This window comes from Mesorhizobium sp. M8A.F.Ca.ET.021.01.1.1 (genome assembly GCF_003998025.1).
Lineage (GTDB): Bacteria > Pseudomonadota > Alphaproteobacteria > Rhizobiales > Rhizobiaceae > Mesorhizobium.
This window is the reverse complement of the sequence record NZ_RZSJ01000027.1, coordinates 1-22,169: the sequence shown is the minus strand read 5'-3', so window position 1 is coordinate 22,169 and position 22,169 is coordinate 1. Positions and strand designations below refer to the sequence as shown.

General features: G+C 64.2%; 21 protein-coding genes and 1 other RNA gene. 18 read left to right on the top strand and 4 right to left on the bottom strand.

Annotated elements, in window-relative coordinates; all coding sequences use genetic code 11:
• On the bottom strand, nt 1-862 hold an 862-nt coding region (locus tag EOA36_RS04765), incomplete at its 3' end, for a DUF3419 family protein (RefSeq protein ID WP_127275806.1).
• A gap of 32 nt (nt 863-894) precedes the next feature.
• Nucleotides 895-4,644: a hydantoinase B/oxoprolinase family protein gene (locus EOA36_RS04760; protein ID WP_127275805.1), complete on the bottom strand. Its 3,750-nt coding sequence runs from the start codon at nt 4,642-4,644 to the stop codon at nt 895-897.
• A 185-nt stretch (nt 4,645-4,829) separates the two neighbouring features.
• Between EOA36_RS04760 and EOA36_RS04755 the strand changes: the two genes are divergently transcribed.
• From EOA36_RS04755 to EOA36_RS04745, 3 genes are all read left to right on the top strand, one after another.
• Entirely contained in the window at nt 4,830-5,036 is a 207-nt protein-coding gene (locus tag EOA36_RS04755; protein ID WP_127275804.1) for a hypothetical protein, read from the top strand.
• Between the two features lie 162 nt (nt 5,037-5,198).
• Nucleotides 5,199-5,918, top strand: a complete 720-nt coding sequence (locus tag EOA36_RS04750) for a DnaJ family molecular chaperone (RefSeq protein ID WP_127275803.1) — start codon at nt 5,199-5,201, stop codon at nt 5,916-5,918.
• Nucleotides 5,915-6,670, top strand: a complete 756-nt coding sequence (locus tag EOA36_RS04745) for an N-acetylmuramoyl-L-alanine amidase (RefSeq protein WP_127275802.1) — start codon at nt 5,915-5,917, stop codon at nt 6,668-6,670. The genes EOA36_RS04750 and EOA36_RS04745 overlap by 4 nt, the downstream gene beginning before the upstream one ends.
• Before the next feature lie 207 nt (nt 6,671-6,877).
• On the opposite strand, the gene EOA36_RS38045 is transcribed toward EOA36_RS04745, so the two are convergent.
• Nucleotides 6,878-7,096, bottom strand: a complete 219-nt coding sequence (locus EOA36_RS38045) for a hypothetical protein (protein WP_245464246.1) — start codon at nt 7,094-7,096, stop codon at nt 6,878-6,880.
• On the opposite strand from EOA36_RS38045, the gene EOA36_RS04740 reads away from it, so the two are divergent.
• From EOA36_RS04740 to EOA36_RS04725, 4 genes are all read left to right on the top strand, one after another.
• Complete coding sequence (locus EOA36_RS04740; protein WP_245464245.1) at nt 7,017-7,601, top strand: transglycosylase SLT domain-containing protein; 585 nt, start codon at nt 7,017-7,019, stop codon at nt 7,599-7,601. The two genes, EOA36_RS38045 and EOA36_RS04740, sit on opposite strands and share 80 nt — an antisense overlap.
• 65 nt (nt 7,602-7,666) lie before the next feature.
• An RNA gene (rnpB, locus tag EOA36_RS04735) (RNase P RNA component class A) lies at nt 7,667-8,066 on the top strand.
• A gap of 178 nt (nt 8,067-8,244) precedes the next feature.
• Nucleotides 8,245-8,529 (top strand): type II toxin-antitoxin system ParD family antitoxin, encoded by a 285-nt coding sequence (locus tag EOA36_RS04730; RefSeq protein ID WP_127275800.1) that lies wholly within the window; start codon nt 8,245-8,247, stop codon nt 8,527-8,529.
• Nucleotides 8,526-8,837 (top strand): type II toxin-antitoxin system RelE/ParE family toxin, encoded by a 312-nt coding sequence (locus tag EOA36_RS04725; protein ID WP_348629802.1) that lies wholly within the window; start codon nt 8,526-8,528, stop codon nt 8,835-8,837. Before EOA36_RS04730 ends, EOA36_RS04725 begins: the two co-directional genes overlap by 4 nt.
• Here EOA36_RS04725 and EOA36_RS04720 read toward each other — a convergent pair.
• The gene (locus EOA36_RS04720) at nt 8,827-9,942 is read right to left on the bottom strand and encodes a cystathionine gamma-lyase (RefSeq protein ID WP_127275799.1); all 1,116 of its coding nucleotides are present in this window, start codon (nt 9,940-9,942) and stop codon (nt 8,827-8,829) included. The genes EOA36_RS04725 and EOA36_RS04720 overlap by 11 nt on opposite strands.
• Nucleotides 9,943-10,349: 407 nt before the next feature.
• On the opposite strand from EOA36_RS04720, the gene mraZ reads away from it, so the two are divergent.
• From mraZ to EOA36_RS04665, 11 genes are all read left to right on the top strand, one after another.
• Nucleotides 10,350-10,823, top strand: a complete 474-nt coding sequence (mraZ, locus tag EOA36_RS04715) for a division/cell wall cluster transcriptional repressor MraZ (RefSeq protein ID WP_127275798.1) — start codon at nt 10,350-10,352, stop codon at nt 10,821-10,823.
• Nucleotides 10,820-11,836 carry a 16S rRNA (cytosine(1402)-N(4))-methyltransferase RsmH gene (gene rsmH, locus EOA36_RS04710; protein ID WP_127275797.1) on the top strand — a complete coding sequence of 339 codons (1,017 nt, stop codon included), beginning with the start codon at nt 10,820-10,822 and terminating at the stop codon, nt 11,834-11,836. Before mraZ ends, rsmH begins: the two co-directional genes overlap by 4 nt.
• 4 nt (nt 11,837-11,840) lie before the next feature.
• Nucleotides 11,841-12,236, top strand: a complete 396-nt coding sequence (locus EOA36_RS04705; RefSeq protein ID WP_127275796.1) for a hypothetical protein — start codon at nt 11,841-11,843, stop codon at nt 12,234-12,236.
• Entirely contained in the window at nt 12,233-13,957 is a 1,725-nt protein-coding gene (locus tag EOA36_RS04700) for a penicillin-binding protein 2 (RefSeq protein WP_127275795.1), read from the top strand. The genes EOA36_RS04705 and EOA36_RS04700 overlap by 4 nt, the downstream gene beginning before the upstream one ends.
• A 54-nt stretch (nt 13,958-14,011) precedes the next feature.
• Nucleotides 14,012-15,466 carry a UDP-N-acetylmuramoyl-L-alanyl-D-glutamate--2,6-diaminopimelate ligase gene (locus tag EOA36_RS04695; RefSeq protein WP_127275794.1) on the top strand — a complete coding sequence of 485 codons (1,455 nt, stop codon included), beginning with the start codon at nt 14,012-14,014 and terminating at the stop codon, nt 15,464-15,466.
• Nucleotides 15,463-16,935 (top strand): UDP-N-acetylmuramoylalanyl-D-glutamyl-2,6-diaminopimelate--D-alanyl-D-alanine ligase, encoded by a 1,473-nt coding sequence (locus tag EOA36_RS04690; RefSeq protein ID WP_127275793.1) that lies wholly within the window; start codon nt 15,463-15,465, stop codon nt 16,933-16,935. Before EOA36_RS04695 ends, EOA36_RS04690 begins: the two co-directional genes overlap by 4 nt.
• Nucleotides 16,936-16,952: 17 nt before the next feature.
• The gene (gene mraY, locus EOA36_RS04685) at nt 16,953-18,035 is read left to right on the top strand and encodes a phospho-N-acetylmuramoyl-pentapeptide-transferase (protein WP_015317207.1); all 1,083 of its coding nucleotides are present in this window, start codon (nt 16,953-16,955) and stop codon (nt 18,033-18,035) included.
• An 8-nt stretch (nt 18,036-18,043) separates the two neighbouring features.
• Nucleotides 18,044-19,444, top strand: coding sequence for a UDP-N-acetylmuramoyl-L-alanine--D-glutamate ligase (gene murD, locus EOA36_RS04680; RefSeq protein ID WP_127275792.1), 1,401 nt, complete (start codon nt 18,044-18,046; stop codon nt 19,442-19,444).
• Nucleotides 19,444-20,595 (top strand): putative lipid II flippase FtsW, encoded by a 1,152-nt coding sequence (ftsW, locus tag EOA36_RS04675; RefSeq protein ID WP_127275791.1) that lies wholly within the window; start codon nt 19,444-19,446, stop codon nt 20,593-20,595. The genes murD and ftsW overlap by 1 nt, the downstream gene beginning before the upstream one ends.
• 1 nt (nt 20,596) lies before the next feature.
• Nucleotides 20,597-21,724, top strand: a complete 1,128-nt coding sequence (gene murG, locus EOA36_RS04670; protein WP_127275790.1) for an undecaprenyldiphospho-muramoylpentapeptide beta-N-acetylglucosaminyltransferase — start codon at nt 20,597-20,599, stop codon at nt 21,722-21,724.
• Nucleotides 21,721-22,169: Mur ligase domain-containing protein (locus EOA36_RS04665; protein WP_245464244.1), on the top strand; the 449-nt coding region annotated here is incomplete at its 3' end. The genes murG and EOA36_RS04665, both read left to right, overlap by 4 nt.

Sequence of the window (22,169 nt, the reverse complement as noted above, 5' to 3'; positions counted from 1 at the left end):
TGTTGTCCAGGGGGAAATCGCAGGCGAGCGTTTCCAGCCGGGCCTTCAGGACGCTGGCCATGGTGCCGTCGCCGGAGGTGATCAGCGAATCATATTGCGCCGGCGGGATGCCGAGACCGAACAGCGAGGCTTTTCGCGAGGTCGCCCATTTCAAAAGCTTCTTGTCGAAGACCGGCGCCAGTTCTTCGTTAAAGAAGCGGCGCTGTTCGCCGATGTTGCTGGCCTGCATGATGCCCGCTGGGTCGACGCCAAAGAATTTCGCCGTGCGGTGGCCCATGGCGATGAACAGGCCGAGCAGGCCGGTCTGGTAGAAATTACGATCGAAAACGCCGATGCGCCTGTTGCCGCGCCAGTTGCGGCGCTCCCAGTAATGGCGGCTGACCGGATCGAGATGCGGGGCGATGAAGCGGTCGTAGGCTTCGGAATTGTGGCTCGTGTCCGCCGCACCGAAGAAACGGAACAGGTCGCCTTGCGAAGGCAGATGGCGAACCGCCTCCAGCTTCATGCGGTTCAGCGCGATGTGGGCCGCGTTGAGGTCGACGGCGTCGATCTGTGCCGGGGAGCGGGTCAGATAGGCCAGGATGTTGCAGCCGCCCGAGGCGATGGTGACGACGCGGTGGCCCTGGCCGAGCTGCATCGCGTCCATGTCGACGTCGGGGTCTTCCCAGATCTGCGGATAGACGAGGCCGGAAAACAGGAAGGCGAACAGCCGCTCGGAGATGCCGGCTTTCGAAAGCGCGCGGTTCTGGTAGACGGCCTTTCCAACTTCCTTGCCGCGGCGAAAAACCAGATCCGAGGAGACGTCCGTCATGGCAAAGTGATTCCCCATTTGCTTTGCCGCAAGCGGGTAACGCAGGGTCATGACAGGCCGGTGACAGCCTGTTGACGCCTTTCTTACAACTTACCGAACCCGCCGGGCGTCGGCGCGGTCACAATGACGGCTTCGCCAGCGTCGAGCACGGTCTGGTCGCAAGCCTTCAGCGTCTCAACAGTGCCGTCGTTGCGGCGCACCTTGGTCGAGCCGGTCTCGCCGTCACCGCCGCCGTCCAGTCCTTGCGGCGGGCGGTTGCGGTGCGAGGACAGGATCGCGCATTCCATCTTTTCGAGGAAGCGGATGGTGCGTTTGGTGCCGTCGCCGGCGTTCCATTTGCCCTTGCCGCCAGAACCCTCGCGGATGTGAAAATCCTCCAGCACCACGGGGAAGCGAAGCTCCAGCACCTCCGGGTCGGTGAGGCGCGAATTGGTCATGTGGGTGTGCACACCCGACGTGCCGGCAAAGCCGCGCCCGGAGTTCATGTGGCCGGCGGGCGAACCGGAACAGATCGTCTCGTAATACTGGTACTGCTTGTTGCCGAAGGTCAGGTTGTTCATCGTGCCCTGCGCATTGGCCATCGCGCCCATGGCGCCGAACAGAGCGTTGGTCACGTGCTGCGAAGTCTCGACATTGCCGGCGACGACGGCGGCAGGGTAGGTGGGCTTGAGCATGCAGCCGTCGGGAATGACGATGTTGATCGGCCTCAGGCACCCGGCATTCATCGGGATCATGTCCTCGACCATGACACGGAAGGCGTAGAGCACGGCGGCGCGGGCGACCGGCTCGGGCGCGTTGAAATTGTTCTTCTCGACCTTCGACGTGCCGGTGAAGTCGACGGTCGCTTCGCGCTTTTTCCGGTCGACCGTGATGTTCACCTTGATCACCTGGCCGGTATCGGTCGGATATTCGTAATCCGACGTGTCCGGCAGCCGTTCCAGCACGCGGCGCACGCTTTCGGCGGCGTTGTCCTGGACATGGCCCATATAGGCCTCGACGACGTCGAGACCGAAATGCGCGACCATCTTGCGCAGCTCCGCCACGCCCTTCTCGTTGGCTGCGATCTGCGCCTTCAGGTCGGCAATGTTCTGGTGCGGATTGCGGGCCGGATAGCGATGCTCGGTGAGCAGCGTATGCAGCTCCGTCTCGCGGAATTTTCCGCGGTCGACGATGCGGAAATTGTCGAACAGCACGCCTTCCTCGTCGACCGTGGTGGCGAGCGGCGTCATCGAGCCGGGGGCGGTGCCGCCAATGTCGGCATGATGGCCGCGCGAGGCCGTCCAGAAGAGGATATTCTTCTGGGCGTCATCGAAGACCGGCGTTACCACGGTGATGTCGGGCAGATGCGTGCCGCCATTATAGGGGGCGTTCAAGGCAAAGACGTCGCCGGCATGGATGTCGCCGGAGTTTAGCCGGATGATGGTCTCGACCGAACGGTCCATCGAGCCGAGATGCACCGGCATGTGCGGCGCATTGGCGACCAGCGCCCCGGTGTGGTCGAAGACGGCGCAGGAGAAATCCAGCCTTTCCTTGATGTTGACGGAATAGGCGGTGTTCTGCAGCCTCACGCCCATCTGCTCGGCGATCGACATGAACAGATTGTTGAAGACTTCGAGCATCACCGGATCGGCTTGCGTGCCAAGGGCGGCGGCGCGCGCTTTCCTTTCCGTGCGGCGTATGACGACGTGATTGAGGTTGGTGATTTCGGCTTGCCAACCCGGCTCGACGACGATCGTCTGGTTCGACTCGATGATCAAGGCGGGGCCCGCAACCAGACTGGACGGCCTGAGGTTCTCACGACGGTAGACGCCAGCTTCATGCCACCGGCCTTCCGTGTAGATACGCCGGGTCTCCGAAGCGGACTTGACCCGTCCCGGCCCGGCCGGCGCATATGCTTCGGCGGTCGTCTGGCCGGTTTCGGTGCCTTCGACGCCGACGGTCTCGACGATCATCGGCTTGTCGTCATAGACGAAGCCGAATTGCGCCTTGTGGGCGATTTCGAAATCGCGCCTGGCTTGGAAGATCGAGTCTGCCTCGAAATTCACCGGCAGTGCCGTATCTGTGCCGTCATAGCGGATGTGCAGCACCGGCCTGGTGGCGACCGAGCCCTCGGCGATGCCTTGCGCCGCCAACTCCGCGACCACGGCCTTTTTCAAGGTGGCGATGAGGTTGCCGATCTCCGCTCTGGATTCCTCGGCGAGCGGCTTGAGCAGCGCCTGCTGGCGTGAGGCAAAGACCGACGCCAGGCCGATGCCATAGGCCGAAAGCAGGCCGGAGAAAGGATGGATCAGCACCGCCTCCATGCCGAGTGCATCCGCGACCAGGCAGGCGTGCTGGCCACCGGCGCCGCCAAAGCAGTTCAGCAGATATTCGGTGACGTCGTAGCCACGTTGCACGGAAATCTTCTTGATCGCATTGGCCATGTTCTCGACAGCGATCGTGACGAAGCCTTCGGCGACCGCTTCCGGTGAGCGGCCATCGCCGATCCCGGCGGCAAGTGACGCGAATTTCGCGCGCACGGTTTGCGCGTCGAGCGGCGCGTCCTGGCCGGGGCCGAAGATCGAGGGGAAGAAATCGGGCTGCAGCTTGCCGAGCATGACGTTGGCATCGGTGACCGCCAGCGGGCCGCCGCGCCGGTAGGCGGCCGGGCCGGGATTGGCGCCCGCAGAGTCCGGTCCGACGCGGAAACGGCCGGCCTCGTAATGCAGGATCGAGCCGCCGCCGGCGGCGACGGTGTGGATGCGCATCATCGGCGCGCGGACGCGCACACCGGCGACCTCGGTGTCGAAGGCTCGCTCATATTCGCCATCATAGTGGGCGACATCGGTGGAGGTGCCGCCCATGTCGAAGCCGATGACCTTGTCGAAGCCGGCGAGCTTGGCCGTCTCGACCATGCCGACGACGCCGCCGGCCGGACCCGACAGCAGCGCGTCCTTGCCCTGGAACATGTCGGCGGCGGTGAGGCCGCCGGAAGACATCATGAACATCAGGCGAGGCGGGGATTGGCTGATCTCCCCCCTTGTGGGGGAGATGCCCGGCAGGACAGAGGGGGGCGCGACAGAACGAGACGTTGGCGGGGCAGCGCCCCCCTCTGTCGGCTTCGCCGACATCTCCCCCACGAGGGGGGAGATTGGCGCCGCGCCCAGTTCTCCCGCCACCCTTTGCACATAGCGCGACAGGATGGGCGACAGATAAGCATCCACCACCGCGGTGTCGCCGCGGCCGACCAGCTTGATCAGCGGCGAGACCTCGTGGCTGACCGAGACCTGGCCGAAACCAAGCTTGCGGCAGACCCTGGCCACCGCCTTCTCGTGATCGGGATATTTCCAGGCATGCATGAAGACGATGGCAACGGCATCGATGCCATCGGCTTTCGCTTGTTCTATGGCCGGCCGGCAAGCCGCGATATCGAGCAGCCGTTCGACGCGGCCGTCGGCGAGCACGCGCTCGTTGACCTCGATGACGCGCTCGTAGAGTTGCTCGGGAAGAATGATTTCCTTGGCGAAAATGTCGGGTCGCGCCTGGTAGGCGATCCTGAGCGTATCGCGAAACCCCTTGGTGATGAGCAATAACACACGGTCGCCCTTGCGCTCCAGAAGGGCGTTGGTGGCCACCGTGGTTCCCATCTTGATGTCGCCGATCAGGCTGGACGGGATCGCGGCGGCCGGTCCAAGGCCGAGCAGATCGCGGATGCCCTGAATGGCGGCATCGGCATAGGCTTCGGGATTCTCCGACAGCAGCTTGCGCGGATGCAGCCCGCCTTGCGGGTCACGGCCGATAATATCGGTAAAGGTGCCGCCGCGATCGATCCAGAAATCCCATTTGGCGGTCATGCGGTTGTCTCCGGTATTCCGTTGTCCGGTGTCGTTGTTAAAGCGCCGAAGCGCCGGCAGCAATGTCGCCTGCATGCCATTGATGTTACAGGTGGAAACGCAACGTTACGAAACCCTTGGCCCGGTCATGCATTTTCCCTTCGACCGTTCACTGCAACGTGAGCGTGTGTTGAAGGAGAGATGTCATGAAAAAGCTCATTCTTGCGTCGGTTTCGGCGCTTGTCCTGCTTGGCGTCGCGGCATGCAGCGACAGCGGTACCGACAAGACCACGACCCAGAGCACCAATCCGCCGGCCGCCGAGCAGCCGATGAAGCCTGCGGCCCCGGCTGACAATTCGACCAAGCCTGCCGAGCCGGCTCCGGCAACGCCTGCTCCTGCGCCCGCGCAGTAGTTTGTAAGCAGTAAGTGTCTTGGGAGGAAGGCCGGCTTGATGTCGGCCTTTTTCTCGTAGGGGTGACTGTTGGAACCAGCAAAGCGCCCTTCGTTCACAGGCCCGACAAGTTGGCCGTTATTGGCTTGATAGCGGGGACCGGTTGGCTCTATGAAGCTGGCCATGTCGATTTGGGACCGCCTCGGCGACTTCATCACCCGGGTTTCGTCTTCAACCACGTCTGGCGTCGCCGACGTGGTCGAGGCTGTGCGCACGGTTTTCTCCGGCGACGCCGACCTGCGCCGCCGCGTCGCCTTCTCAGTGGCGATGATCGCGCTTTCGGCCAAGATGGCCAAGGCCGACGGCATCGTCACCCAGGATGAGGTGCGCGCCTTCCAGGAAATCTTCGAAGTGCCGGCGAAAGAGACGCGCAATGTTGCGCGGCTGTTCGATCTCGCCCAGCGGGATGTGGCCGGTTTCGAAACCTATGCCGAGCGCATGGCGCAGATGTGCGGCTCCGGGCACTCCAATTGCGTGATGCTGGAAGACATACTCGACGGCCTGTTCCACATCGCCAAGGCCGACGGGCTGGTGCATGAGCGCGAAGGCATTTTCCTGCATCGTATCGCCGAGATCTTCCGCATCGACGAGGCGCACTACGAATCGATCATGGCGCGGCATGTCAATCTTGGCGCCGGCGACCCCTATGTCGTGCTCGGTATCGAGCGCGGCAAGCCGTTCGAGGAGGTCAGGAAGCGTTACCGCAAGCTGGTGTCCGACAACCACCCGGACCGGCTGATCGCGCGCGGACTGCCGCAGGAATTCATCAAGATCGCGACGACCAGGGTCGCGGCGATCAACGCCGCCTACGAGATGATCGAGCGGGGCCTGCGGCACGCATGAGCGGCTTCCTGCCCGACGAGCCGAGTGCCGAGGTCAGGGTATCGCCGAATTTCGGGCCAAGGCGCGACAGGCAGAAGCCCGACATGATCGTGCTGCACTATACGGGCATGGCGACCGGTATCGGGGCCGAAGCCTGGCTGTGCGATCCGGCGAGTGAAGTCTCGTCGCACTATCTCGTCCATGAGAATGGCCACATCGTGCAGATGGTCCGGGAAAGCGACCGAGCCTGGCATGCCGGCCAGAGTTCCTGGTTCGGACACACCGACATCAATTCCTGCTCGGTCGGCATCGAAATCGTCAATCCGGGCCATTCGCTGGGCTATCCCGGCTTTCCGCGACGCCAGATCAATGCGGTGATCAGGCTGTGCAAGGGGATTGCAGCACGGCATGCGATCGCCGCCGAGCGGGTGCTGGCGCATTCCGACGTGGCGCCTGGTCGCAAGATTGATCCTGGCGAGAAGTTTCCATGGGCCGTGCTGTTTAAGGCCGGTGTCGGTCATCTCGTGCCAGCCGCGCCCGTCAGGCGCGGAGCCGCGCTGAAGCCAGGCGACTACGGTGCCGATGTCGAGGCGCTGCAGTCGATGCTGTCGCTCTATGGCTATGGTGTCGAGATAACGGGCGTTTTCGACGATTGGACACGGATCGTCGTCGAGGCCTTCCAACGGCATTTCCGACCGCGCCGGGTCGACGGAGTTGCCGACGGCTCGACGATGCGCACGCTCCAGAGGCTGCTTGCCTCCGTCACGAGTTGACCTCACGTCAAGAGCCGGTCCAAGTAATCCTCCTCAACCGTAAAGTTACAACCTGTCACTTAAAGTGACTTGCCCCGCCTTCATTGGCGCCAAATCGGGCTTCAAAGGGCCTTTCGTACAGTTTGTCGGACGTCCAGCCCCCGGGTGATCCGATATTGATCAAGCGATGCCGCGCGAAAGTCTTCGCGTGGTCCCAACAGAACAGGATCACATGCAGAAATTGACCGTTTTAACGGCAGCTCTTGCTGCCGGGGTAATGAGTTTTGCCTTCAGCGCGGCCGGCGCCGCACCGTTAAGCCAGCGGGCCGACCAGGGTCTGGTCGCGACATCCGCCAAAGGCAAGGCCATTTCGGCCAAAAGCACCAAGAGTGCGAAGGCGACGACGAAGCAGGCTTCCGCGAAAGTGGAAAAGGCAAGCTGGACCAAGGCAAGGAAAACCCCCGCCAAAAGGCAGACGAAACGCGGCCGCAAGACCGTTGACATGACGACGACGGCATCGATCGGTCTCAGCAACGTCGCCGCGGCGACCGCGGCAGTGGCGAGCAGCGGCCAATATTCCGCGATTGTCGCCCGCTACGCGGCGAGCTACGGGGTTCCGGTGTCGCTGGCCCACGCCGTGATCAAGATCGAGAGCAACTATCGGCCGAACATGGTCGGCGGCGCCGGTGAGATCGGCCTGATGCAGATCAAGCCGGCAACCGCGCGGATGATGGGTTACAATGGGTCGGCCAAGGGCCTGTTCGATCCAGACACCAACATCAAATACGGCATGAAGTACCTCGCCATGGCGCGCGACCTGGGTGGCGGCACGACCTGCGGCACGATCCTCAAATACAATGCCGGCCATGGCGCCACTCGCATGAACCCGGTTTCCGCGGCTTACTGTAGCAAGGTCAAGGTTCAGCTGGCGGCTGTCGGCGCGCCGGCTTGACGAGAACCGGTCACAATCGGCTTTTTCGGTTGCGTTTTGTGGTGTGAACCCCTTTATACGCCCTGCCAGCTGGCCGGGCGGCCGCACCCGCAAACGCCGAAAGGCCGCGGGTGAGGAAAGTCCGGGCTCCATGGAGACACGGTGCCGGTTAATGGCCGGCGGGGGCGACCCCAGGGAAAGCGCCACAGAAAACAAACCGCCACGACTTTGTCGGGGTAAGGGTGAAAGGGTGGGGTAAGAGCCCACCGCGCGACTGGCAACAGGAGCGGCACGGTAAACCCCACCGGGAGCAAGACCGAATAGGGGCGGTGCGAGGGGAAACCCTCGAGGGCTGTTTCCGGCTCACCGTCCGGGTAGGTTGCGTGAGGCGCATGGCAACATGCGCCCAAGATGAATGGCCGCCACGTTCTCGCTTCGCAAGGGGCGAGGGCCATACAAAACCCGGCTTACAGGCCGGCTGGCAATTTTTCTCCATCATATATGGATTAAGTCTTTCGATATCAGAAGGTTGCGCCCTTGGCCGCACCTTCTGATTCAAGGGCGCGGAGCTACTTTGCGTCGCCACACCCAGAGATCTCCGCCGACTTCCTTGAAACTGGTGCGATTAAATCGTACCATCGCGGCTCATCATCGGGAGCCTATCATGGGTCAGGTGGACAAACGCAGCATCACGCTTTCGCCGGAACTGGCGCGGGCGGTCGACGATGTGGTCGCGGCTGGAGAATACGCCTCGGCGAGCGAGGTGATCCGCGATGCGTTGCGGCAATGGAAGGACCGCCGCGACCTGATGGGCTACACGGTCGAAGAACTGCGCAAGCTGGTGCAGGAGGGGATCGACAGCGGGCCTGCGCAAGACGGCCAGCCAATCATGGAACGACTGCGCGCGAAATACCTGAGGAGGGCCGAGGTCCAAGGCTTCCAGGAGTGAAATACCGACTGCTTCCTCAAGCCACCGTCGATCTCGAAAGCATCGGCGACTACATCGCCAGCCACGACCCGCGCGCTGCTGTTCGCTTCGTGGATGCGCTGGAAAGACGTTGGGATTTGCTGACGTTGCATCCCGTCTCAGGTGCGCCACGCGACGACATAGCACCGGTATTCGTCACCTGGTCGTCGGCGACTACCTCACCTTGTACCGGGTCGGCGGTGATGCGATCGAAATTCTTCGCGTGCTGCATGGTCGCCGCAACATCGAAGCCGATGACCTCGGCTCGTAGTGGATTTGTCAGCCGCTGACCCTGTCCAGCGAGGCCTCGATCGCCTTCCAGAGTTCTTCCACCGGCTCGCAGCCGACCGACAGGCGTACGAAGCCAGCCGGCACCGCGTCGCCTCGCTTCAAACGCCGCTCGGCCGAGGTGTGGACGCCGCCGAAGGAGGTCGCGGCCTGCATCAATTCGCAGCCGTTGATGAAATCCTCGGCTTTCTGCTCGGAAGCGAGTTCGAAGGAGATGAGGAAGCCGAAGCGCTCCATCTGGGCGCGGGCAAGATTGTGCGAGGGATCGCCTTCCAGGCCGGGATAACGCAGGCCCCTGATCGCCCTATGGCCCTGCAGGCGCCGCGCGATCACTTCCGCCGACGAACACATGCGGTCGAAACGCACGTCCAATGTTTCCAGGCCGCGATGCACCAGCCAGGCTTCGAACGGGCCGGGGATGCTGCCCGAGACCTCGCGCCAGCCGGTCACGGCGGCGATGATGTCCGCATTGCGGCTGGCGACATGACCGAACAGCACGTCGGAATGGCCATTGGGCGCCTTGGTGTCGGCGGCGACAACGATATCGGCACCATGATCGAGAGGGCGCTGGCCGAAGGGCGTCATCGTCGTGTTGTCGACCACCAGCAGCGCGCCCGCCTTGTGAACGGCTTCGGCGACAGCGGCGATATCGCAGATGTCCAGTCCCGGATTTGCGGGCGTTTCGACGAAGGCCAGGCGGTAACCCGCGAAGCCGCCGTCGAGGAAGGTCGATGTCGGCCTGACATCGTAGGTGACGCCGAGCGGCTCCAGGAAGCGATCGGCCAGCGCCCTGGTGGTGTGATAGCCGTCCGAAGGCAGCAGGATATGGTCGCCGGCCTTGAGCACGGCAAAGAATGCCGCCGAGATCGCCGCCATCCCCGAGGGAAAGCCGACGCAAGGCGCGTCTTCCAGATGGGACAACATGTGTTCGACGGCATCCCAGGTCGGGTTGCTGAAGCGGCCGTACTGGTTGAAGCCGGTGGCGTCGCCCGGTGCATGGAAGATGGCGGCCATGGTCAGGGGCAGGGGAATGGAATCGCCCATGGCGAACCCGCTGCGACGCAAATGGGGAAGGGCCGCAGCGCGCGACTTCGCAGTTTCAGGCATCGATTTCAAATCCCTTGGTGGTCGGTGAGATGGACGAGACGCTATGCCCGGCCGCGGTTTGCGGCAAGGCGCCTCCAGTTGGGCCAGGCAGGCTCTAAACGCTTCGTTAGGCTTAATGGATCATAAAGACGAGGTGCGCTGTCAAAGCCTTTCTCGTCGGCGTGGCGCGCGTGTCTGAGAAGCCTATTCCCGTTGACGCCCATAGTGCCCCATGATATCCCATTTCGACATCAAAGCCTTCGTTCCGCGTCAGGGTAAAGCGTTCGCCAATCGGGCAGCCGCGGCGGCTGTGCGTTTGCCGGTTTTCGCCCCTGTGGACGAGGTGGGTGCGGGGCAGGCAACGCGCGGCGGTGGCGCGTGCGACACGATGAAGAGGGGTGCGGCGGCGCAAGCGGCTGTAACGTGTGATGGACCGGTTTCTGTCGAACACGGTGAGCAGGATCGATGCGAAGGGGCGGGTGTCCGTTCCCGCGCATTTTCGTGCCGTGGTGCAGAAGCGCGGCTATTCGGAACTCTACGCGCTGCGTTGCCTGGACCTGACGGCGATGGATGTCGGCGGGCTCGACCTGCTCGACCGCTACGAGCAGCGCATCGCTCGGGAAGACCCCTTCCTGCAGACGGCGGACGACATGTCGTTCTTCTGCCATGGCGACGGAGCGTTCCTGAAACTCGACCAGGACGGCCGCATAACCATGACCGATTTCATTCGCGAACATACCGGCATCTCGGCGGAAGTGGCCTTTGTCGGGCGCGGCAATTTCTTTCAGATCTGGGAGCCGGGACGGCTCGCGACCTACGGGGCGCAGGCGCGGGCCAGGCTTTTGCAGCTTCGGCAGGGGACGAAGGCTCACGAGGCCAAGGCTGGGGAGCGACCGGAATGATGGTGGGCCACGGCGATGATAACAACGCCGTTGGCGGATCGGTCCGCCACATTCCGGTCCTTCTTGGCGAAGTGCTCGAAGCGCTGGCGCCCGCGGAGGGCGACATCGTCATCGACGGTACGTTCGGCGCCGGCGGCTATACGAAGGCCATCCTGGCGGCCGGCGCGTCCGTGGTTGCCATCGACCGCGATCCGGATGCCATCGCGGCCGGCCGCGACCTCGAGGCGCAGTCCGGCGGTCGGCTGAGGCTGGTGCAGGCGCCGTTCTCGACGCTCGACGAACACATCGACAGCGCCGATGGCGTCGTGTTCGACATCGGCGTCTCCTCGATGCAGATCGACCAGGCCGAGCGCGGCTTTTCCTTCCGCTTCGACGGCCCGCTCGACATGCGCATGGCGCAGGCGGGCCTGAGCGCCGCCGATGTCGTCAACAGTTTCAAGCCGGGCGACCTTGCCCGCATCTTCGGCTTCCTCGGAGAGGAGCGTCACGCCGGCCGTATCGCCCGCATGATCGAGGCGCGCCGGGAAAAACGGCCGTTCGAGCGCACGCTGGAACTCGCCGACGCCATCGAGACGCATATCGGCCGCGCGCCGAAGGACAAGATCCATCCGGCGACCCGCGTTTTTCAAGCGCTGCGCATCTTCGTCAATGACGAGCTCGGTGAATTGGCCAAGGCGCTGTTCGCGGCCGAACGCGCGCTGAAGCCAGGCGGCCGACTTGTCGTGGTGACGTTCCATTCGCTTGAAGACCGCATCGTCAAGCGCTTCATCGCCGATCGCGCCGACGCCATGACCGGCTCGCGCCACATGCCGGAGGCGCAGGCGCGCACCGCGACTTTCCGCAAGGCTGGTGGCGGCGTGACGGCAGGCGACGCCGAGGTTGCGGCCAACCCACGCGCCCGCTCGGCCAGGCTGCGCGCGGCGGTCCGCACCGAGGCGCCGGCGCGCGGCGACGATTTTTCGATTTTCGGCCTTCCAAAGCTTCCCGGCATCGATCGGCCGGGGGAGAGGTAAGCACGTGTTTCGTACCAGCGACATTGTCCTGATCGCCGTCATGGTTTCGGCAGCGGCCCTGACCTACAAGGCCAAGCGCGAGGCCGAGGACCAGTTGGCGGCCGTGCAGAAGATCCATGCCGAGATACGCTTTGAGGAGGACACGATCGACCTGCTCAAGGCCGACTGGAGCCTGCTCACCCAGCCGTCGCGGCTGCAGAAGCTGGCCGAACTCTATAAGGCGCAGCTCGCATTGGAGCCGGTCAGTGGCCGGCAGATCGTGGGCCTGGGCGACCTGCCGGCCAAGGCGCTCGACATCCAGGACATCCTGAACGGGCGCCAGGGCGCCGTGGCCGACAATTCCGACAAGGCGCCCTCGGGCGACAAGGATCCCGTCGTCACCGGAGACATCGCCCAATGATCGGCAAACTGCTGAAGCGCTTCGCCACGGTAGGCCGCGCCAGGACAAGCGAGGACGGGTCGATCGTGGTCGAAGGCGCCCGCAAGGCGACCGGCGGCAAGGGCAAGGCCCGCATCGTGATGACGATGGCGGTGTTCTTCGGCATCTTCTCGACCATATCGGGGCGGCTGGTCTATCTCGGTTTCCAGACACCCGACCTGTCGGGCGGTCCGCAAAGCCGGGTGACGGCGTCACGTCCCGACATTGTCGATCGCAACGGTGAAGTTCTGGCCACCGACATCAAGACGGCGTCGCTGTTCGCCGAGCCGCGCCGCATCGTCGATGCCGATGAGGCTATCGAGAAGCTGTCGACGGTGCTGCCCGAAATCGACTACGAGCAGACCTATCACAAGCTGAAGAGCGGCGCCGGCTTCGTCTGGCTGCAGCGGCAACTGACGCCCAAGCAGCAGGCCGACATCATGCAGCTCGGCATTCCCGGCTTTGGCTTCCGCACCGAAAAGCGCCGTTTTTATCCGAGCGGCGAGACCTCCTCCTACATCGTCGGCCTGACCAACATCGACAACCAGGGCATCTCCGGCATGGAGAAATATATCGATGAGCAGGGCCTGAGCGACCTGCAGGCGTCGGGCCTGGCGGTGGCGAAGGATCTCAGGCCGGTGAAGCTTTCGATCGATCTGCGCGTCCAGCATGTGGTGCGCGACGAGATCGCCGCCGGCCTGGAGCGCTATCGCGCCATGGGCGCTGGCGCCGTCGTGCTCAACGTCAAGACCGGCGAAGTGGTGGCCATGGCCTCGGTGCCGGATTTCGATCCGAACAATCCCTACAACGCGCAGGACAAGGACCGGCTTAACCGGATGTCGGCGGGGCTCTATGAGATGGGCTCGACCTTCAAGAGCTTCACCTCGGCCATGGCGCTCGATTCCGGCAAGGCGACGATGTCGAGCCGCTTCGACGCTTCGCATCCAATCCGGGTCGGCCACCAGGCCATTCACGATTTCCACGGCAAGAACCGTGTGCTGTCGCTGCCGGAGGTCTTCCTCTATTCGTCCAACATCGGGTCGGCCAGGGAGGCCGAGCTGGTCGGCATCGAGGCGCACCGCGAATTCCTGCATCGCCTCGGCATTCTGGAGAAGATGCAGACCGAACTGCCCGAAGTCGCCCGCCCGACCGAGCCGAAGGTGTGGAAGCAGGTCAATTCGTTCACCATCGCCTTCGGCCATGGCGTGTCGACGACGCCGCTGCAAGCGGCTGTCGGCTGCGCGGCGCTGGTCAATGGCGGCTTTCTGATGCAGCCTACATTTCTGGTCCGCAGCCAGGAGGATGCGATGGCGGCGGCCAAGAAAGTGGTTACCGAAAAGACCGTCGAGGGCATGCGCTACCTCTATTCGCTCAACGCCGAGAAGGGTTCGGCCAGAAATGCCCGGGTTCCCGGCTACCGCGTCGGCGGCAAGACCGGAACGGCCGAGAAGGTCATCAACGGCCGTTACTCGAAGGAATTGAATTTCAACACCTTTGTCGCCGCCTTCCCGATGGACGATCCGCAATATTTGGTGTTCACGATCGCCGACGCCCCGCATCCGGAAAAGCCTGGGATGACCGACGTCGCGGCCAACAATGCGGGGGTCATGGCCGGCAATATCATCAGGCGTGCAGCGGCCATGCTTGGCGTGAAGCCAGATTTCAGCCATGAAAATGGTGCAACGCTGGTTTCCTATCAGTGATTCTTGGGGCGCGCCGGCAACTGCGCGCTATTTTGTTGCGGTGAACGGGACTCGATGAAGCTCAAAGATCTAGCCGGTATCCTGCCAGTCGAAGGAACAGCTTCCGTCGATCTGGAGGTTACAGGCATCTCGTCCGATTCCCGCCAGGTGAAACCCGGCGTCGTCTTTTTCGCGCTTGCCGGAACCAAGGCCGATGGCGCGAGCTACGCCGCCGACGCGGCCCGACGTGGCGCTGCAGCGATCGTCACGGGCAAAGGCAGTGGCCTGGCCGATTTGCCGGTTCCGGTGCTGGCGGTCGATGATCCGCGCCTGGCACTGGCGTTGAGTGCCGCCCGCTATTTCGGCAGGCAGCCGCAAACCATGGTCGCCGTGACCGGTACCAGTGGCAAAACGTCGGTCGCCGCCTTCACCCGGCAGATCTGGGAGCAGGCGGGATACGCTGCCGCCTCGATCGGTACCACCGGCGTGGTCGCGCCTGGCCGCAACGAATATGGTTCACTGACGACACCCGATCCGGTCGCCCTGCATCAGTTGCTGCGGGAATTGGCGGATGCCGGCGTTAGCCACGCCTCGATTGAGGCCTCCAGCCACGGGCTCGACCAGCGCCGCCTCGATGGGGTGAAGCTCTCGGCTGGCGGCTTCACCAATCTCGGCCGCGACCACATGGATTACCATCCGACGGTCGAGGATTATCACCGTGCCAAATTGCGCCTGTTCGACACGCTGCTGCCGAAGGGCGCACCGGCTATCGTCTTCGCCGACGATCCTTGGTCGGAACCCACGATAAAGGCAGCTCGGGCCGCCGGGCTCGACGTGCTGACGGTCGGCCGTCATGGCGATTTCCTCAGGTTGAAGCGGGTCGAGCATGAGCGTCATCGCCAGCGTGCCGAGGTCGAAGCCGACGGTGTGATCCACGAAATCGACCTGCCGCTCGCCGGCGATTTCCAGATCGCCAACGCGCTGGTTGCGGCGGGGCTTGCCATTTCCACCGGAACACCTGTCGCCAAGGCCTTGGGGGCATTGGAGAAATTGAAAGGCGCGCCGGGCAGGCTCGACCTTGTCGGTACCACGGCGAGCGGGGCTCCGGTCTATGTCGATTACGCCCACAAGCCGGATGCGCTGGAGAATGTGCTGGCCTCGGTGCGTCCGTTCACCACCGGTCGCGTGATGGTCGTGTTCGGCTGCGGCGGCGACCGTGACCGGGGCAAACGACCGATCATGGGCGAGATCGCGACCCGGCTCGCCGATGTCGTCATCGTCACCGACGACAATCCGCGCTCCGAAGTGCCCGAAAGCATCCGCGCCGCCATTCTTGCCGCGGCGCCCGGCGCCATCGAAATCGGTGACCGGCGCAAGGCAATCCACGAGGCTGTCCGCATGCTGCATGCCGGCGACACGCTGATCGTGGCCGGCAAGGGCCATGAGGAAGGCCAGACGATCGGCTCGGAAACCCTGCATTTCTCCGACCACGAGGAAGTGCGCGCCGCGCTCAGGGAGCGTGCCGCATGAGTTTGCTGTGGACTTCGGAAGCGCTGGTTGCCGCCACGGACGGGCGGCCGCTCGGCCCCATGCCCGAAGGTATATCGGGCATTTCGATCGACAGCCGCAGCCTGCAGCCGGGCGACGCCTTCTTTGCCATCAAGGGCGAGACGATGGACGGCCATGACTTCGTCACCGCGGCCATCAAGGCCGGCGCCGGCGTGCTGGTGGTGGCAGAAGGCAAGCTGCCGTCGCTTGGCCGGCTGACCGCGCCGATCATCGTCGTCGAGGACGTTCTGGTTGCGCTGGAAAAGCTCGGTGTCGCGTCGCGCGCCCGCTCGCAGGCCAAGATCATCGCGGTCACCGGTTCCGCGGGCAAGACCACCACCAAGGAGGCGCTGCGCCACGTGCTTTCGGCCGTCGGCAAGGTGCATGCCTCGGCGCAGTCGTTCAACAACCATTGGGGCGTGCCGCTGACCTTGGCGCGCATGCCCGATGACTGCGATTATGCCGTGTTCGAGATCGGCATGAACCATCCCGACGAGATCCGGCCGCTGGTGAAGATGGTGCGGCCGCATGTCGCCATCGTCACCATGATCGCGGCCGCGCATCTCGGCTTCTTCCGCAATCTGGACGAGATCGCCAGGGCCAAGGCCGAGATTTTTGAAGGGCTGGAACCCGAGGGCGCCGCGGTTCTCAACCGCGACGATGCGCGTTTCAAGCTGCTGGACAAGATGGCGCAAGCTGCCGGCGTCGAGCATGTCTATGGCTTCGGCGAGAATGCGCGCTCGACGTTCAAGCTGGTCAAGTGCGAGTTGCATGCCGACCATTCCGACATCGCCGCCAGGATCAGCGGCCACGATATGATCGCTCGTATCGGAGCGCCTGGCCGGCACATGGTGCAGAACGTGCTGGCGGTGCTAGGCGCCGCGCATCTGGTCGGCGCCGATCTCGACAAGGTGGCATTGGCGCTGGCCGATCTCTCCGCCGAGCGCGGGCGCGGCAAGCGCCATGTGCTGCGGCATCCCGGTGGCCCGACTTCGGGCCAGCCCGGTAGCCCTATGCACGGTGGCCCGATCACGCTGATCGACGAGAGCTACAACGCCAATCCGGCCTCGATGGCGGCCGCCATGGCGCTACTCAACGCAACGCCGGTGACAGGCGAGGGCAGACGCATCGCGGTGCTCGGCGACATGCTGGAGCTCGGCGACCATTCGGCAAAGCTGCATGCCGCCCTTGCCGATCTCATCGTCGGCACGGGCACGCGGACAGTCTTTCTCGGCGGGCCGGAGATGCGCTCGCTGGCGGAAGCGCTGCCGGACGATATCAGGACGGAATACCGCGCCGGCGTCGAGGAGTTGAAGCCGCTGCTGCTCGCCGCGCTAAGGCCGGGCGACGTGGTGATGATCAAATCGTCGAAGGGCATCGGTTTTGCAAAACTGGTCGATGCGCTGCTGGGCAAATTCCCGGCCGAGACGACAACCAGCAACCAGACCTAGTCGGGGGACGAAAGCGCATGTTCACACTGCTGGTCGATTTCGCGGACAAGGTCTCTGTCTTCAATGTCTTCCGCTACATCACGTTCCGCACCGGCGGGGCGCTGATCACCTCGGCGCTGATCGTCTTCATCTTCGGGCCGACCATCATCAATTCGCTGCGGCTCAGGCAAGGCAAGGGCCAACCGATCCGCGCCGACGGGCCGCAGACGCATTTCAAGAAGGCGGGTACGCCGACCATGGGCGGACTGATGATCCTGTCCGGTATCATCGGCTCGTCGCTTCTATGGGCGAACCTGTCCAGCATCTATGTCTGGGTGGTGCTGTTGGTGACACTCGGCTTCGGCTCGATCGGCTTTTATGACGACTATCTGAAGGTGACCAAGCAGTCGCATCTCGGCTTCTCCGGCAAGGCGCGGCTTGCGTTGGAATTCGTTATCGCCGGCATCGCCGCCTGGGCGATCATGCACAATGGCCAGGCGCCGTTCTCGTCGTCACTGACATTCCCCTTCGCCAAGGAATTCATCATCAACCTCGGCTGGTTCTTCATCCCGTTCTCCTGCTTCGTCATCGTCGGCGCCGGCAATGCGGTGAACCTGACCGACGGCCTCGACGGTCTGGCGATCGTGCCGATCATGATCGCGGCGGCGTCCTTCGGCGTCATCGCCTATCTCTCGGGCAACGCGGTCTTCGCTGAATACCTGCAGATCCATTTCGTGCCGGGCACCGGCGAACTGGCGGTCGTGCTTGGCGCGGTCATTGGCGCCGGCCTTGGCTTTCTCTGGTTCAACGCGCCGCCGGCGGCGATCTTCATGGGTGATACCGGGTCGCTCGCCATGGGTGGCCTGATCGGCACGGTCGCGGTCGCCACCAAGCACGAGATCGTGCTCGTCATCGTCGGCGGCTTGTTCGTGGTCGAGATCCTCTCGGTCATCATCCAGGTCGGCTACTTCAAGATGACCGGCAAGCGCGTGTTCCTGATGGCGCCGATCCATCATCATTTCGAAAAGCTCGGCTGGACCGAAAGCCAGGTGGTGATCCGCTTCTGGATCATCGCCGTCATCCTGGCGCTGGTCGGCCTCTCCACCCTCAAGCTCAGATAGGCTGCCATTTGATCCCCGCCGCATCCTTCGCAGGCAAGCGTGTTTCGCTCTTCGGGCTCGGCGGCTCGGGGATCGCCACGGCGCGCGCTCTGATCGAGGGCGGTGCGCAAGTGCTGGCCTGGGACGACAATCCCGACAGCGTCGCCAAGGCCGCCGCCACCGGCATCGCAACCGGCGACCTGCGTGGCGCCGACTGGGCCGGCTTTTCCGCTTTCGTGCTGTCGCCCGGCGTGCCGCTGACCCATCCCAAGCCGCACTGGACGGTGGAGCTCGCGCGTGGCGCAGGCGTCGAGGTGATCGGCGACATCGAGCTTTTCTGCCGGGAGAGGACACTCAGCGCTCCGGATGCTCCCTTCATCGCCATCACCGGCACCAACGGCAAGTCGACGACGACGGCGCTAACGGCGCATATCCTTCAAGCTACCGGGCGCGACACGCAGATGGGCGGCAATATCGGCCGCGCGGTGATGACGCTCGATCCGCCGAAGCCCGACCGGCATTATGTGGTCGAATGCTCGTCCTACCAGATCGACCTTGCGCCCTCGATCAATCCGACGGCCGGCATCCTGCTCAACCTTACGCCCGACCATCTCGACCGCCACGGCACCATGCAGCACTATGCTTCGATCAAGGAGCGGCTGGTGGCGGGCAGCGAGACGGCGATCATCGGCATCGACGATTCCTGGTGCGCGCAGATCGCCGAGCGGCTGGAGCGGGCGGGGCGGCAGGTCATCCGTATTTCCAAGCGGCTGCCGCTGACCGACGGCTATTTCGCCGACGGCACCAACCTGATGGAAGCGGTGCATGGCCGCTACAGCCGTGTCGCCTTCCTCGAAGGCATCGGCTCGCTGCGCGGCCAGCACAATGCGCAGAACGCGCTGGCCGCCGTCGCCGCCTGCCTCAAGGTCGGTCTCGACCTCGGCGAGATCCAGTCGGGGCTCGAAAGCTTCCCGGGCCTCGCCCACCGCATGGAGCAGGTCGGCCGCAAGGACCATGTCCTGTTCGTCAACGATTCCAAGGCGACCAACGCCGATGCGGCTGCTCCCGCACTGTCCAGCTTCAGCCGCATCTACTGGATCGCCGGCGGTCTGCCCAAGGAGGGCGGCATCGAACCGTTGCGCGGCTTCTTCCCGCGCATCGCCAAGGCCTATCTGATCGGCGAGGCCGCCCCCGCCTTTTCGGCGACGCTGGGCGAGGCCGTGCCCTACGAAATCTCGGGCACGCTGGCGGCCGCGGTCGAGCATGCCGCGCATGACGCGGCCAAGGACGACAGCGGCGAGGCGGTGGTGCTGTTGTCGCCGGCCTGCGCCAGTTTCGACCAATTCAAGAATTTCGAGGTCCGCGGCGAAGCCTTCAGGCAAGCTGCGAGCGCTATAGATGGCGTCAAACCCATCGGAGGGGCACGATAATGCAGAGCCGTCTCGACAAAAGTCCGGTCGCAACCTGGTGGTGGACCATCGATCGCTGGTTCCTGGCGGCGTTCCTGTCGCTGATGGGGCTCGGCATCGTGTTGTCCTTCGCGGCAAGTCCCGCGGTCGCCGAACGCATCGGCCTCGACAGTTTCCATTTCGCCACCCGACAGATCATCTTCACCGTGCCCGCGCTCGGCGTGATGTTGGCGGTCTCCTTCCTCGATTCCAGAGAGATCCGGCGCATGTCGCTGATCATGCTGTGCCTCATGCTGGTGCTGATGGTGGCGGTGCTCTATGTCGGCGTCGAGGTGAAGGGCGCACGGCGCTGGGTCTCGCTCGCCGGCCTGTCGATCCAGCCGTCGGAATTCCTCAAGCCGGCCTTCGTCATCATGTGCGCCTGGCTGTTCGCCGAACACAAACGCCAGCCCGACATTCCCGGCAATCTGTTCGCCATGCTGCTGCTGGTGCTGGTCGTGTCGCTGCTGGTGGCGCAGCCGGACCTCGGCCAGACCATGCTGACCACCGGCACCTGGGGCATCATGTTCTTCATGGCCGGGCTGCCGTGGCTGTGGATCATCGTGCTCGGTGCGGCCGGCGTCGGCGGCGTCTTCGCCGCCTATACGGTGTTTCCGCACGTCGCGCTGCGCATCGACAAGTTCCTCACCGGCGAAGGCGACACGTTCCAGGTCGACATGGGGCGTGACGCGCTGATCAATGGCGGCTGGTTCGGCGTCGGGCCGGGCGAGGGCACCGTCAAGCGGGTCATCCCCGACAGCCATGCCGACTTCGTCTTCTCGGTCGCGGGCGAGGAGTTCGGGCTGATCATGTGCTTCTTCATCATGTCGATCTTCGCCTTCATCGTGCTGCGCGGTCTCAACACGGCGCTGAAGGAGCATGACGACTTCACCCGTTATGCGGTCGGCGGCCTGGTCACCGTGTTCGGCCTGCAGGCCGTCATCAACATGTGCGTCAACCTGCAGCTGGTGCCGGCCAAGGGCATGACGCTGCCCTTCATCTCCTATGGCGGCTCCTCGCAGATCGCCATCGCCATCTCGATGGGGATGGTGCTGGCGCTGACGCGCAAGCGGCCGGAAAAGCGCAAGCAGATGGGCTTTGCGCTGCCGCAGCGCGCCATGCCGGCGGAGTGACATGGCCAGAGGCGTTATCCTTCTCGCCGCGGGCGGAACCGGCGGACATCTGTTTCCAGCCGAAGCGCTGGCGCATGAACTCATCGAGCGCGGCTGGGCGGTGCATCTGGCGACCGACACCCGCGCCGAACGGTTTGCCGGCCATTTCCCGGCAGCGGCCATCCATCCCATCCAGTCGGCGACGTTGGGCTCGAAAAACCCCTTCGCCCTGCTTGGCGCCTTCTGGAAAATCTGGAGCGGCGTGCGTCAGGCCTCCGCCGTCATCGGCAGGATCAAGCCGGAGGCCGTCGTGGGCTTTGGCGGCTATCCGACCCTGCCGCCGCTCTATGCGGCGACGCGGCGCAAGGTGCCGACGCTGATCCACGAGCAGAACGCGGTGATGGGGCGCGCCAACCGGGCGCTGGCCGGCCGCGTCGACGCGATCGCCGGCGGCTTCCTGCCGCAAGATGAGAGTGCGGCCGGCGCCAAGACGGTGACGACCGGCAATCCGGTCAGGCCAGCGGTGCTCGAAGCAGCCAGGACACCTTACGTGGCTTCAACCGGGGATGAGCCTTTCCGCCTGCTGGTGTTCGGCGGCAGTCAGGGCGCGCAATTCTTTTCCGATGCCATGCCGGGGGCAGTCGCGCTGCTTTCCGATGCACAGCGCAGACGCCTCGTCATTACCCAACAAGCTCGCGCGGACGACGTGGCGCGGGTGAAGGCGGCCTATGCCGCGCTCGGCGTCGCCGTCGAGGTCTCGCCGTTCTTTACCGACATGGCGGCGCGCATTGCGGCGGCGCATCTGGTGATCTCGCGCTCCGGCGCTTCCACCGTCTCGGAGATCGCCGTCATCGGCCGGCCGGCACTGCTGGTGCCCTATCCCTTTGCGCTCGACCACGACCAGGCGGCCAATGCGGCGGCGCTTGCCGCCGCCGGCGGCGGCGAAGTGCATGTGCAATCATCGCTTTCGTCCGAGCGCATCGCGGCACTGCTCGGCGCCCTGATAGACCAGCCGGAGCGGCTCGCGACGATGGCTGCCGCGGCCAAATCGGTCGGCCGGCCGGACGCGGCACGGTTGCTCGCCGATCTCACAGAGGCTATTGCGTCCCGCAAAACAGTATCGGATTTCAGGAAGGGGACGCACCCATGAAGATGCCGCAGACCATTGGCCTCGTGCATTTCATCGGCATTGGCGGCATCGGCATGAGCGGCATCGCCGAGGTGCTGCACAATCTCGGCTACAAGGTGCAAGGATCCGACCAGGCGGACAGCGCCAATGTGCAACGGCTGCGCGACAAGGGCATCGAATGCTTCGTCGGTCACAAGGCCGAGAATCTCGGTGACGCCGAGGTCATCGTCGTCTCGACGGCGATCAAGAAGTCGAATCCGGAACTGAAGGCGGCGCGGGAGAAATTGCTGCCCATTGTCCGCCGCGCCGAGATGCTGGCCGAACTGATGCGTTTCCGCCAGGCTGTCGCCATCGGCGGCACGCATGGCAAGACGACGACGACCTCGATGGTGGCGACCCTGCTCGAAGCCGGCGGGCTCGACCCGACCGTCATCAATGGCGGCATCATCAATGCCTACGGCACCAA

What these genes read in the sequence shown, in the direction of transcription:
- EOA36_RS04760 (WP_127275805.1), bottom strand. Translation starts at nt 4,644, where the DNA reads ATGACCGCCAAATGGGATTTCTGGATCGATCGCGGCGGCACCTTTACC.
- EOA36_RS04755 (WP_127275804.1), top strand. Translation starts at nt 4,830, where the DNA reads ATGAAAAAGCTCATTCTTGCGTCGGTTTCGGCGCTTGTCCTGCTTGGC.
- EOA36_RS04750 (WP_127275803.1), top strand. Translation starts at nt 5,199, where the DNA reads ATGTCGATTTGGGACCGCCTCGGCGACTTCATCACCCGGGTTTCGTCT.
- EOA36_RS04745 (WP_127275802.1), top strand. Translation starts at nt 5,915, where the DNA reads ATGAGCGGCTTCCTGCCCGACGAGCCGAGTGCCGAGGTCAGGGTATCG.
- EOA36_RS04730 (WP_127275800.1), top strand. Translation starts at nt 8,245, where the DNA reads ATGGGTCAGGTGGACAAACGCAGCATCACGCTTTCGCCGGAACTGGCG.
- EOA36_RS04720 (WP_127275799.1), bottom strand. Translation starts at nt 9,942, where the DNA reads ATGCCTGAAACTGCGAAGTCGCGCGCTGCGGCCCTTCCCCATTTGCGT.
- mraZ (WP_127275798.1), top strand. Translation starts at nt 10,350, where the DNA reads ATGGACCGGTTTCTGTCGAACACGGTGAGCAGGATCGATGCGAAGGGG.
- rsmH (WP_127275797.1), top strand. Translation starts at nt 10,820, where the DNA reads ATGATGGTGGGCCACGGCGATGATAACAACGCCGTTGGCGGATCGGTC.
- EOA36_RS04700 (WP_127275795.1), top strand. Translation starts at nt 12,233, where the DNA reads ATGATCGGCAAACTGCTGAAGCGCTTCGCCACGGTAGGCCGCGCCAGG.
- EOA36_RS04695 (WP_127275794.1), top strand. Translation starts at nt 14,012, where the DNA reads ATGAAGCTCAAAGATCTAGCCGGTATCCTGCCAGTCGAAGGAACAGCT.
- EOA36_RS04690 (WP_127275793.1), top strand. Translation starts at nt 15,463, where the DNA reads ATGAGTTTGCTGTGGACTTCGGAAGCGCTGGTTGCCGCCACGGACGGG.
- mraY (WP_015317207.1), top strand. Translation starts at nt 16,953, where the DNA reads ATGTTCACACTGCTGGTCGATTTCGCGGACAAGGTCTCTGTCTTCAAT.
- ftsW (WP_127275791.1), top strand. Translation starts at nt 19,444, where the DNA reads ATGCAGAGCCGTCTCGACAAAAGTCCGGTCGCAACCTGGTGGTGGACC.
- murG (WP_127275790.1), top strand. Translation starts at nt 20,597, where the DNA reads ATGGCCAGAGGCGTTATCCTTCTCGCCGCGGGCGGAACCGGCGGACAT.